This window comes from Proteus sp. G2674 (assembly GCF_009915195.1).
Taxonomy (GTDB): Bacteria; Pseudomonadota; Gammaproteobacteria; order Enterobacterales; family Enterobacteriaceae; genus Proteus; species Proteus mirabilis.
This window is the reverse complement of sequence record NZ_JAABLS010000014.1, coordinates 196,691-208,736: the sequence shown is the minus strand read 5'-3', so window position 1 is coordinate 208,736 and position 12,046 is coordinate 196,691. Positions and strand designations below refer to the sequence as shown.

At 39.4% G+C, this 12,046-nt stretch carries 11 protein-coding genes; all 11 read right to left on the bottom strand.

Annotated features, from left to right (window positions below; all coding sequences use genetic code 11):
- Positions 1–146: 146 nt before the first annotated feature.
- The 11 genes from hypE to exbD all read right to left on the bottom strand — a co-directional run bounded on the left by hypE (position 147) and on the right by exbD (position 12,040).
- Positions 147–1,166, bottom strand: a complete 1,020-nt coding sequence (gene hypE / locus GWI58_RS07055) for a hydrogenase expression/formation protein HypE (RefSeq protein WP_161769038.1) — start codon at positions 1,164–1,166, stop codon at positions 147–149.
- Positions 1,163–2,299, bottom strand: a complete 1,137-nt coding sequence (gene hypD / locus GWI58_RS07050) for a hydrogenase formation protein HypD (protein WP_004248992.1) — start codon at positions 2,297–2,299, stop codon at positions 1,163–1,165. The genes hypE and hypD overlap by 4 nt, the downstream gene beginning before the upstream one ends.
- On the bottom strand, positions 2,286–2,552 hold the full coding sequence (gene hybG / locus GWI58_RS07045) for a hydrogenase maturation factor HybG (RefSeq protein WP_004245178.1): 267 nt from the start codon (positions 2,550–2,552) through the stop codon (positions 2,286–2,288). The genes hypD and hybG overlap by 14 nt, the downstream gene beginning before the upstream one ends.
- Complete coding sequence (gene hypB / locus GWI58_RS07040; protein ID WP_161769037.1) at positions 2,543–3,742, bottom strand: hydrogenase nickel incorporation protein HypB; 1,200 nt, start codon at positions 3,740–3,742, stop codon at positions 2,543–2,545. Before hypB ends, hybG begins: the two co-directional genes overlap by 10 nt.
- Positions 3,743–3,803: 61 nt before the next feature.
- Complete coding sequence (hybE, locus tag GWI58_RS07035) at positions 3,804–4,298, bottom strand: hydrogenase-2 assembly chaperone (protein ID WP_004245180.1); 495 nt, start codon at positions 4,296–4,298, stop codon at positions 3,804–3,806.
- Positions 4,295–4,783, bottom strand: a complete 489-nt coding sequence (locus GWI58_RS07030) for a HyaD/HybD family hydrogenase maturation endopeptidase (protein ID WP_004245181.1) — start codon at positions 4,781–4,783, stop codon at positions 4,295–4,297. Before GWI58_RS07030 ends, hybE begins: the two co-directional genes overlap by 4 nt.
- The gene (gene hybC / locus GWI58_RS07025; RefSeq protein WP_004248989.1) at positions 4,783–6,486 is read right to left on the bottom strand and encodes a hydrogenase 2 large subunit; all 1,704 of its coding nucleotides are present in this window, start codon (positions 6,484–6,486) and stop codon (positions 4,783–4,785) included. Before hybC ends, GWI58_RS07030 begins: the two co-directional genes overlap by 1 nt.
- Positions 6,483–7,664 (bottom strand): Ni/Fe-hydrogenase cytochrome b subunit, encoded by a 1,182-nt coding sequence (gene hybB / locus GWI58_RS07020; RefSeq protein ID WP_004245183.1) that lies wholly within the window; start codon positions 7,662–7,664, stop codon positions 6,483–6,485. Before hybB ends, hybC begins: the two co-directional genes overlap by 4 nt.
- Positions 7,651–8,664, bottom strand: coding sequence for a hydrogenase 2 operon protein HybA (gene hybA / locus GWI58_RS07015; RefSeq protein WP_004245184.1), 1,014 nt, complete (start codon positions 8,662–8,664; stop codon positions 7,651–7,653). The genes hybB and hybA overlap by 14 nt, the downstream gene beginning before the upstream one ends.
- The gene (gene hybO, locus GWI58_RS07010; protein ID WP_004245185.1) at positions 8,661–9,785 is read right to left on the bottom strand and encodes a hydrogenase 2 small subunit; all 1,125 of its coding nucleotides are present in this window, start codon (positions 9,783–9,785) and stop codon (positions 8,661–8,663) included. Before hybO ends, hybA begins: the two co-directional genes overlap by 4 nt.
- A 1,826-nt stretch (positions 9,786–11,611) precedes the next feature.
- Positions 11,612–12,040, bottom strand: coding sequence for a TonB system transport protein ExbD (gene exbD, locus GWI58_RS07005; RefSeq protein ID WP_004245188.1), 429 nt, complete (start codon positions 12,038–12,040; stop codon positions 11,612–11,614).
- Positions 12,041–12,046 lie beyond the last annotated feature (6 nt).

Here is a 12,046-nt window from a genome sequence, read left to right as displayed (position 1 = left end):
GGATTGGTCGAACATGTTACTCCAAAAATATTTTTATCAAAGGATCAGAATTAAGATAAATGACAGAAGTTTGCGTTATAACAAACTTCTGTAACAGAGAAATAACTTATGAGTATTTAAAAGATCAGTTGAGTGATTTGATTTAATTAACAAATACGGGGTAATGGCTCGTTATAAGGGAGATCTAAAATACGACTTGTGCCAAAAATTCCCGTTAAACGAATATAACGCTCTTCAGTTACTTCACCAATGGTACAAGCATCTTGACCTAAAGTATGTTGATGCAAAGCCTCAAGAACTTGTTTTTCTGCTTGCGGTGACACGACTAATACAATTTTACCTTCGTTAGCAAAATTGAGTGCTTCCAGCCCTAATAATTCACACACACCACGTACAGACTGTTTCATTGGCAGTTTGTTTTCATATACATTCATGCCACAGCCACAGACTTGAGAAAACTCATGTAAAATAGCGGTCACGCCACCACGAGTTGCATCACGTAATGCACGAATACCGTCAATTTGACGTAAAGGCGCGATCATTGGTTCAAGCACGGCACAGTCACTTTGCAGATCAGCTTCCAATCCTAAATTTTCACGTAAATTTAAGATAGTGGCACCATGATCGCCTATTGTACCGCTGACGATGATCTTATCGCCGGCTTTAATGTGACTTGCTGCCCAATCAATTTTACTTGGGATCACCCCAATACCCGCAGTATTAATGAAGATCTTATCCGCAGCACCACGAGGAACCACTTTGGTATCCCCCGTTACAATCTGAATACCTGCTTGTTGTGCGGCTTTTGCCATCGCCATCACCAATGTTTCTAGCGTTTCAAAAGCAAGTCCCTCTTCTAAAATAAAACCACAAGAGAGATAGCGAGGTACAGCTCCACCTACAGAAAGATCGTTCGCGGTTCCGCAAACAGATAATTTACCAATATTTCCACCTGGGAAAATGATCGGATCAATCACATAACTGTCGGTACTAAATGCCAGACGATCGCCCTGTGCTGTGAGATCGGCTAATGCAATACGAGCCTGATCTTCTTTTTCATTCAATAATGGATTATCGAATGCTTTCAAAAATAGCCCTTCGATAAGTTGTTGCATACCTTGCCCACCATTTCCTTGAGCTAAGGTGATTTCATCAGGTTGTTTCATATATTACCTTCACGGCGATACTGATAATAAGCCGCACATGCACCTTCTGATGACACCATTAAGGCACCTAATGCCGTTTCTGGTGTACAACTTTTACCAAATAATGGGCAATCAGAAGGTTTGCATCGTCCGGTTAATACATCGCCACAGCGTGATTGTGGATTATCAGCCACTTGTTGTGGTGCTGGTGTAAAACGTCGTTCAGCGTCAAACTCAGCATAAGCGGGTGTTAGTTGAATACCAGACATAGGGATCTCCCCAAGTCCACGCCATTCACTGCTCTCTTTTAGCATAAAAACATCTTTCAATGCTTTTTGCGCAAGTTTATTGCCTTCATTAGGGACAATACGACTATATTGATTTTCAATACTCAAAACATAATCTGCATTCTCAGCTTTTGCTTTAAGCTGTTTTACTACCATCAGTATAGCTTGTAATAAATCCAACGGTTCAAACCCTGTCACCACAAAGGGTTTTTCAAATTCATCACATAAAGGTTGATAAGGCGTGCAGCCAATCACCATACTGACATGACCGGGAGCAATAAAACCATCAATACGTACATCTTCTTGCTCTAATAAGCAACGTAAAGTCGGTACGATAGTAATGTGCTGACAAAATAGCGAAAAATTTTTCAGTCCACGTAATTTTGCTTGTTGCAGCGTCATCGCCGTACTTGGCATGGTAGTTTCAAAACCTAAGCCAAAAAATACCACTTGTTTATCAGGGTTATCTTGCGCAATTTTTAATGAATCAAGCGGTGAATAAACAATACGGATATCACTACCGCGACGACGAGCATCAAGCATTGAACCATGACGACCGGGCACCCGCATCGCATCACCGAAAGTACAGAAAATGACCTCTGGACGGGCTGCAATTTCTAAGCAAGCATCAATGCGCCCCATAGGTAACACACATACCGGGCAACCGGGACCATGAACAAACTCAATCTCTTGTGGTAATAAGCGGTCGAGACCAAATTTAAAAATGGCATGCGTATGTCCGCCACACACTTCCATAATCTGTAATGGGCGAGTGATGGGATGAGGCCATTGTGAAATAGTTTCACGTATTTGAGCTAATAATGCTTTGGCCAATTCGGGATCACGAAATTCATCAACGTATTGCATCATCAGCCTCTTCAAGGGTAACACCATATACATGTTGTAATGCATCCAGAGTATCTTGAGCTTCTTGTTCATCAAGAATACTCATGGCAAATCCAACATGAATAAGCACCCACTTATCTAATAACTCTGACGGGTCACCCTCACAAACCATAGAGATATTGACGGCACGTTTTACGCCACTGACTTCAGCATAAGCGAGTTGGTGGACATCATCGCCCACCTCAACTATCTTGGCAGGAACACCTAAGCACATAAACGGCTCTCCAACCAAGCTAACCACTCTTCCATACCTTCGCCAGTTGTCGCAGATAATGCAATGATCTCAATATTAGGATTGACGCGACGCGCTGATTCAATGCACGCTTGCACATCAATATTAAGATGTGGCACTAAATCAATTTTATTGATAATCATCAGATCTGCAGCGGCAAACATATGCGGATATTTTAATGGTTTATCTTCCCCTTCCGTTACCGAAAGGATAGCCACTTTATGTTTTTCACCCAGATCAAAACTGGCAGGGCAAACCAGGTTGCCAACATTTTCAATAAAGAGAATACTGTTGTCTTTTAAACCTAATTGATGGGTAGCATCATGCACCATTTGTGCATCAAGGTGACAACCTTTACCCGTATTGACTTGAATAGCAGCAACCCCGGTTTCACGAATACGATCAGCATCATTCGTCGTTTGCTGATCACCTTCAATCACCGCACAAGGTACACGTTGCGTTAGCTGTTTTAACGTTTGAGTTAGCAACGTTGTTTTACCGGAGCCGGGACTTGAAACTAAATTCAGCGCCAATACATTTTGCTGGGCAAAATGTTCACGATTATGAACGGCAATTCGATTATTTTTATCCAGTACATCCATCTCAATTTTTAACATTCGTTTTTGGCTAATTCCGGGAGCATGAGTACCAGCTTCCCCTTGCCCATAATGCATGTTGTCATTATCAATAACTGGACTAAATTGTTCTTCGTGTTCATGGCTATGTTCGTGAGCATGGCTATGTTCATGTTCATGGCTATGAGTATGTTCATGAGAATGTGCATGATGATCGTCATGCCCATGATGATGCTCATGGAACACTTGGGCTTCATTTTGCTGTGCATCATGATAAAAATGGAGATGAACATCGCCACTATTATGGTAATGGTGATGATGAATAATGATAGGCTGACCATGAGTTTCGTAATTGTGCTTATGCTTTTGCTCAGACTTATCAATATATTTATGAACAGTATTCGCTGGAGTAGCATTGTGTTCATGATGATGATCATGCCCATGATGATGGTGATGACCGTGATGGTGATGACCATGGTCGTGATGATCATGGTCGTGATGATCATGGTCGTGAGAGTGATGGTGGTGATCGTGTGAATGAGGCGCTACGCCTTCAATACTGACATTACCTTCACCACAACCGCAAGTGCTACACATATTCTGACTCCTGACTATTCAATAAGAAGAATTTGACTCGGTGTCGCGTAAACGTTCTACATTATGATCTTAACTGACCACGAAACAGGGAACGCCGACTTAAATCAACTTCTGTGACGGATTGTGTCTGAACAGGAAGAGAAAGAGCCATTTTTGCACTGTTTTCTGCTAACTCAACCGCCTGCTCACCTTGTAAATGGCGATCAAGTGGCGACATTAATGAACAAGCCAGATATTGAGCACCATTAGCAAGTTCACCAACGACAAATTTAACCTGACCACAAGGAAGCGCTAAGGCGATACGCTCACCAATTTTACGTCTTGGCCACTCTTGTGATGGCCCGGGCAACACAATAAGCTCTAGCATCCAAGGCGTTAAAATTGTTCCAATCCATTGCTTTTCAAATAAAGTAAATCCCCCTGCTTTTACGGGAATATTTTCTCTGTAAAAAGGCAATGCTTGCATCTCTTTTTTGGCAATCTCTCGAAAACTGCTTTCAAGTAATTCAATAGGTGGTTCATCGTATCCCGTGATATCCCAATTTAATTCACTCATGCTGTTACCTCTTTAGGGGTTACGGTGATCCCATGTTCACGCAAAATATTAACCACTTGTTCAAGTGCTATTTCCATCGATTGCTGACCAATATCTGACAATGACATACTTGGCGCTAATGAAGCAGGTTCAATACCCACTAAAATCAGTTTGCGAGGAAATTCATCAGTCATACGTAAAGCCATTAATACATCCGATAGCCCGAGTTGATGCGGTGAAATTTTCTGGGTAAATAATGCGGGTACATCATCATCATGTAATACAAAGATACTGCCCGGCTCGTGCTGGCTTCTTACTGCATCAGCAACAATCAATAAATCTCTTGCGGCAATATCTTGCAAAATTTCCATGCCTGATGTGCCACCATCAATAACATCGACGTTCTCCGGTAAAGAGAAGCGCTCTTCGAGCGCTTCTACGATACGAACACCAATGCCTTCATCGCTTAGTAATAAATTACCAATACCTAAGACAAGTGTACGCATTACAATACCTTCACCTTACTTAATTCTTTACCTGTTAAATCAACCATATGCACAGCACAAGCCATACATGGATCGAAAGAGTGAATGGTTCTTACCACTTCCAGTGGTTTGTTAGGATCAGCCACAGGCGTTCCCACTAGTGATAACTCATAAGGACCCGGTTCATCATTAAAGTTACGAGGACCCGCATTCCATGTTGAAGGAACAACTGCCTGATAGTTTGTGATTTTGCCATCTTTAAAGACTATCCAGTGAGATAGCATACCGCGCGAAGCCTCTTCAAAACCGACGCCACGATACTCTTTACCCGGCTCAAACTCAGGTTTAATAAAGGAAGCCGTATCTCCACGGCCAATATTATCAACCAGTGATTGCCATAAGAAGTTAAGCGAATCTTGTAATACACAAGCATGAACAGTACGACCAATAATGCGTCCCCAAGTTGACTCTAACTGCTCTGTCACCAAGGTTTGACCGGTTAATTTGGTGTAGATCTGATTAACTTCGTTATAGTGTTTTACTGTGCCTTCATGTTTACCCGCTAAACCACACACTAACCATGCTAAAGTACCTACTTCTACAGGTTTGCCGTAAAATGTGGGTGACTTAACCCATGAGTATTTATTATTTTCATCCCAACCGGTGTATTTAGGACGAGTTAAACCTTCCCATGGTTTTAATGGTTCATCATCTTCATACCATGCGTGTTTACCACTCTCTTCGATGCCGTCTTTCAGGTTTTGATCTTTCCAATCTTTAATTGGACGATAAGTAGAAAAATCAACGCCTTCCATATAGCCACCTGAGAGTAAAAACTCAGTATTATTGCCATTAATAGGCAATTCAGGCACAGATAAGTAGTAATTAGCCCCTTTACCGATTTTTAACCACTCTGGATAATAAGCAGCAAAAATAGCAGTATCCACTTTATAAACTTGTTCAATAAAATCACCCAAGTTATCAATAAAGTGTTTTACATACATTAAACGTTCTAAATTGAGAACATTCGGTGCATCAAGGTTAATTGGGTTAGCAACACCGCCCACTGCTAAGTTTTGAATATGCGGAGTTTTACCCCCTAACACGGCCACAATGCGGTTTGCATCGCGCTGGCATTCCAATGCTTGTAGATAGTGAGCTACCGCAATCAAGTTCACTTCAGGAGGTAATTTCATGGCTGAGTGACCCCAGTAACCATTGGCGAAAATACCTAACTGACCGCTATCAACCAGATCTTGAATTTTCTTCTGCACTTTTCTGAACTCTTCAGCAGAGTTCAGTTGCCATTGAGAAACCCCTTTAAGCATCGCTGAGGCTTTTTCAGGATCTGCCTGTAATGCAGCCGTAATATCAACCCAATCCATCGCAGACAACTGATAGAAATGGACGATATGGTCATGAATAATGTGAGAAGCCAGAATTAAGTTACGGATATACTGAGCATTAACCGGAATATCCATCCCTAAGGCATCTTCTACAGCACGTACTGAGGCTATTGCGTGAACCGTTGTACAAACACCACAAATGCGTTGCACAATAATCCATGCATCACGAGGATCGCTTCCTTTTAGGATCTCCTCCATTCCACGCCACATAGTACCGGAAGACCAAGCTTTAACGACTTTTCCGTTATCGATTTCACAGTCGACGCGTAAATGCCCTTCAATACGGGTAATAGGATCAATAGTAATGCGTTGGCTCATGATTTAACCTCAGCCTTTTTTAATTGTATATTTGACTCTGTTTGTGCTGGTAGTACCGGCAGTAAACGGATAATAAGAATGTAAGCAGTAACTTCGAATGCAACGAAGCCAATAGAAATCAACAACTCACTTGCAGTTGGGAAATAGTGATAACCGTTGCCTGGGTTATAAGCGACTAATGAATAGTTCATACGCCACATTGCCGCACCCACTAACATAAATAATGCGCAGACAAATAACATTCTTGGGCTACGACGATTATTTTTCAGGTGCATCAATACCAGAGGAATAAACAACAAGGCACTTTCTGCAAGGAATAACCAAGAGAACATATCCCCTTTAGCGATATAACTCAGCTTACCGTTCCAAATCACTTCACCCCAACGTAATACCAAGAAGGTGATCAGAAGTACTTCTATGATTTTAGTTAACTTGGTAAATAGCGGTGTTTCATCGTCATTAATAGTACGGCTCGCTTTTAATAAAGAACCTTCAAAAATAACAATAGTGAAACCGAGGATAAAGGCGGTTAATAAAGAGAACAGCGGTAGCATTTCATAAGATTGCCACAGAGGATGCACCTTCCAACCTGCCGAAATCATTAATGATCCCATGGAGGATTGGTGCATGGTTGGCAATAAGGCGCCTAGACCAATAATAAAGAACATCGCTTTATTAAGGCGTCTTAACGAAACTTTCCAACCTAAACGTTCCAGTAGTGCAGGTAAAAACTCTAATGCCATCACCATAATGTAGATGGTCATACAAGTTGCTGTTTCAAACAACACGGAGTTAACGTTAAAGTATTGAGGCATAAAGAAGTGAGGCATGTTCCAGTAACGACCAATATCGATTGCAATGGATAATCCACCTAACGAATAGCCGAACAAGCTCGCTAATAATGCAGGACGTACTAAGGGATGAAATTCACCTTTATTACAAACATAAACAGCCCATGCCAGTGCCCAACCACCACACGCAAAGCCTGTTCCGATAAGTAAGTCAAAGGCTATCCAAATACCCCAAGGATAACCGCCATTTAGATCGGAAACATCCCCAAGACCCAATACCAAACGCTTACCAATAAGAATAAAACCAAGCACAGCAAGCGGTAAAAACACTCTAACAGCTAAAGTAAATAACTTACCGCCAAGTGGACGAGGATCATGACTCGACATCGTTATCCTCCTTATGGTGTTCCTGCTCTTGTTTTTTACTATTACGGTTAACCAAATAAGTAATGCCCGCAAGCGCTGCTATTGGTAAAACCATACCTTTATACAGCGTATGTTGAATATGTTCAGAACGCGCACCCGTTGATAATGGAGCCACTTCTGGCATACCTAGGTTTTCAAAAGGCACCGCGGAAAGTACCATCACCTGCGTACCACCACCTTCAAACTCACCATAGATATGATCTTGATATTCTGGGATCTTATGTAGATAAGTATCGCCACCATTAATGGTTTGGCGTGGATAGTGATATTCTTCACCCGCTTTTTTCGCTAACCGGCGTTTTGCTTCTTCAAGCAACTCTTCACGAGTACCAAAAATCACAGCACCTGTTGGACAAACCTCAACACAGCCGGGTAATAAGCCTTTATCTAAGCGCTCTACCCCTTTTTGGTTACATAGTTCACATTTATAAAGCTTACCGAAGGGATCATCATAATCGTATTTAGGAATGTTATAAGGACAACCCACCATACAGTAACGACAACCTGTACAGATATCTGCATGATAATGCACAATACCGGTTTTCGGATCTTTGGTTAACGCTGAAACAGGACACACAGAAACACAGTTAGCATCAACGCAATGCATACATTGTTTCTTAATAAAGGCATAACCGTTTTCCAGTTGATCTTTATTTTCACCTGTTCCATCACGCCAAATTTGAATAATGTTATTTGTGTAAGGACTTAGTTTGTCATTGTTTGACCAGATCGGATCACCATTAGCATAAGTATCACCACGCTCCATGGGTTCCGGATGATTAATTTCCTGACATTTTGTCACACATGCTTGACAGCCTACACAGAGTGTAGAGTCATAGAGCATACCGAGAGCCCCAGGAATTGGAGGACGGTTCTGCGCCGCAGCATGACTCGCAGTGGGTGCCATTCCCGCAAGGAGAACCCCACCTGATGCCAGCTTAAAGAAATGACGCCTATTCACCGTTTATCCTCCTGTGAGGCTCCTGTGGTATTTTTGTCACGGCCTAATTGACGCACAGCCATCACACTTACCCCAGCAACAGCACCAACAACTGCACCTAATAAGCCCGCTGCACCATAAGAAACACCACCACCTTCTTTGGCGTTAACATCGGGTACTTGTGCTTTTGGTGTTGGCTGATAAACATTCGCAAGTTGGAAAATACCTTTCGTAAATCCGACACCCTCTTCATTACAGCCATAGCAAGGGTGACCAATACCAACAGGCCAAATTCCTCCACCAATATCGCAAAACTCTAATGTTGGGCAGTTACCGTAAGTTTCAGGTCCTTTACAACCTAAATGGTATAAGCACCAGCCTTGGCGGTGTCCTTCATCACCAAATTCTTTAGCAAAACGACCCGCATCAAAATGAGGACGGCGTTCACAGTTTTCATGTATTAGACGCTCATATGCAAATAGCGGTCTGTTTTTGCTATCTAACTTAGGTAATGAATTAAAGGTAATAATATGTGCAACTGTAGCTAAGAAGTTATGTGGGTTTGGTGGACACCCTGGAATATTGATAACTGTTTTACCCGGTAAAATAGCTTCCAGTGATTTAGCGCCTGTAGGGTTACCTCCAGAAGCTGGCACACCACCCCATGCAGAACAAGAACCGATAGCAATAATTGCCGCCGCACCTTCAGCAGCTTCTTTGATATGCTCAAGAATAGGTTTGCCTGCCACCATACAGTAAATACCGCCATCTTTGTCAGGGATAGAACCGTCGACAACAAGGACGTATTTACCTTTGTATTTCTCCATCGCATTATGTTTGTTTTCTTCTGCTTGATAACCAAAAGCGGAAGAGAGCACTTCGTGATATTCAAGTGCGATAACATCCAGAACAAGGTTTTCAAGTGTTGGGTGAGTCGCACGTAATAAAGATTCCGTACAACCTGTACACTCTTGAGCACCAATCCAAATAACAGGTGGACGTTCAGGTGATGTCATTGCTTGTGACATTTGCGCGGCTGCTTTGCCGCTTAATCCCATGGTAGCTGATAACGCTGCGCACAATTTCATAAAATCGCGTCGGTTAATACCATGTTGGGAAAAAACATTATTCCCCAAGGCCATATATCTCTCCTGATATGATGATTTTTAATTGGAATAATTTTAAAACACCGCCTTTTTAACACTCCGACACAATAATGACTTGATCATTATCAAGCGATAATTCATTAAAAAATAAATTATTCTTTTATGCGAGAAAAAACGTTTCAGCTATTTAATGTTTAAGATGGATTTTTAATATATATGGTCAATTTAAAATTAATTATTCTTTATATAGTAATGATAAAATAAGTAGTAATAATTCTTATTATCAAAAAATGAGCTAATTAAAAATAATACAAATCATTTAAAATCAAATAGATACAAAAAACACAAAAAACAATCAATTTATAAGACAATATATTTAAAATAATACAAAAATAATAATTTATTATTTCTAATTTTCAACCAACATTATTAGAAATAACTTAATATATTTTTTTAATTATAAACATGATGGTTATTTTCATATTATCAACCTTTGTATTACATTATATAAATTGTTAAAAACTGGATTTTATAAATAATAAATAATTACATTAATATCTCTAATTTCATTACTAGATTGATTAATCAACAAAGTTATCTTCATTACGATCTTTATTGATGACTTTATCGTAATCAATACTTAAACCGTCTATATTTTAACCAGCAATCAACCTGTTTTTCTCATAATTTTTCATATAGTTATAAGTATATTCGTTTTTGGAATAACAATTTAGTGTCGTAAAAACGACTTGTTAGATAAGTAATCCATTATAACAACCGGTGGTTATCTCCCAGAAATACTCCACAATAGCTAATTAATATTATTTTGAAATTATTACTAATGGTTATTTTATAACATTGCGATTTTGCTAGCTGGATAACGCTAACTCAATTTTGATGTTAAATATTGGTAGCAAATTGATGCTTGATACTGACGAAGACAAAGTAATAATGTGTTTTTGGCACAATAGCAGAAAAATGTGCCACAAAATCTAAAAACGCCTCGCGAAGAGTGTTAACAATTTGTTGGTGTAGCAGGACTTGCATAGATAGATAGAAAGAAAACAACCGATGGTATAAGCGGGCTCTCGACAAGATGAAACACACATTTGCTGCGTAATAAAACAAAAAGCCATAGTACCGCGAAGTACTATGGCTTTTAAATTTATTAAAATAATAAAAATGCTATGTGTAGTTCTCTGCCTTTCTCTTTATATTTTTACTCACAACCGACAAAAATATCCGTTGCAGTATAGATAAGTAAATAAAATCAACTTATCAGTAATTGAATGACTGAAAACAACGATCTACCTGGTGTAATAAAAAAAGTAAGTAACCAAAACGGAAACTTAGATAATAAATAAATTAGGCGTTGTTACAGGTTACAACATGTTTCAATTTGTAACTGGAATGCATTATATCCAATAGAATTTTTTGCGCAAGTTTTTTTACACTTAAACCAAATAGCAATAAAAACACTATTAATCATGTGGTTATAGTCATATTTACCATAAGAACAAAAATATTTATCAAATAAAAAGTGAAAAAATATGAATAGTTAACGAATATTGATACTATTGGAACTTTAATAATAGTATCTACTTATTATTAATTGATTCAGCACATAATCACTTAAGTAATTTAATTAATACTGCTATACAAAATTTAATCTAAAGACGATTAATAACATTTAACACTAAAGCTAAATTTTATTTTAGCGCAACTATTAATATACTAGAAAAATAAATAGTACAAAAAGATAACCATATTTATATCTTTAGTGAATAAAAAAAGCACTCTATTAATCATTACAATATGACTGATAGAGTGCTGATATTTTTAAGTATAATATGAGTAAAAAATTAGTTACCCGATGATACGGTTTCCATCCCCACTAGCCCTACTTTGAGGTATCCCGCCTTCCTTAATGAGTCCATTGCCCCCATTAGAGTTTCATAATCGACCGTTTTATCGGCTTGGAAAAAGATAGTCGTTTCTTTATTCGACTGCGTCATAGAATCCAAGACACTGGCCATCGTCTCATGAGTTACCATCTCTTCACCGATAAAAATCTGTTTATCTGATTTAATCGTCAAATAAACAGGTTTTTCTGGCCGAGGTTGAGGCTTGGCGCTCGAAGCAGGTAAATTGACTTTAATATCAACCGTCGCTAAGGGGGCTGCTACCATGAAGATAATCAGCAGTACTAACATCACATCAATAAAAGGTGTGACGTTAATATCATGCAATTCATTATCTTCACCTGAATCATTACCAAGATTCATTGCCATAATTCA

Excerpts from the sequence above, each read along its gene's own strand:
- exbD (WP_004245188.1), bottom strand. The coding sequence starts at position 12,040 with ATGGCAATGAATCTTGGTAATGATTCAGGTGAAGATAATGAATTGCAT.
- hypD (WP_004248992.1), bottom strand. The coding sequence starts at position 2,299 with ATGCAATACGTTGATGAATTTCGTGATCCCGAATTGGCCAAAGCATTA.
- hybB (WP_004245183.1), bottom strand. The coding sequence starts at position 7,664 with ATGTCGAGTCATGATCCTCGTCCACTTGGCGGTAAGTTATTTACTTTA.
- hypE (WP_161769038.1), bottom strand. The coding sequence starts at position 1,166 with ATGAAACAACCTGATGAAATCACCTTAGCTCAAGGAAATGGTGGGCAA.
- hypB (WP_161769037.1), bottom strand. The coding sequence starts at position 3,742 with ATGTGTAGCACTTGCGGTTGTGGTGAAGGTAATGTCAGTATTGAAGGC.
- hybE (WP_004245180.1), bottom strand. The coding sequence starts at position 4,298 with ATGAGTGAATTAAATTGGGATATCACGGGATACGATGAACCACCTATT.
- hybC (WP_004248989.1), bottom strand. The coding sequence starts at position 6,486 with ATGAGCCAACGCATTACTATTGATCCTATTACCCGTATTGAAGGGCAT.
- GWI58_RS07030 (WP_004245181.1), bottom strand. The coding sequence starts at position 4,783 with ATGCGTACACTTGTCTTAGGTATTGGTAATTTATTACTAAGCGATGAA.
- hybG (WP_004245178.1), bottom strand. The coding sequence starts at position 2,552 with ATGTGCTTAGGTGTTCCTGCCAAGATAGTTGAGGTGGGCGATGATGTC.
- hybO (WP_004245185.1), bottom strand. The coding sequence starts at position 9,785 with ATGGCCTTGGGGAATAATGTTTTTTCCCAACATGGTATTAACCGACGC.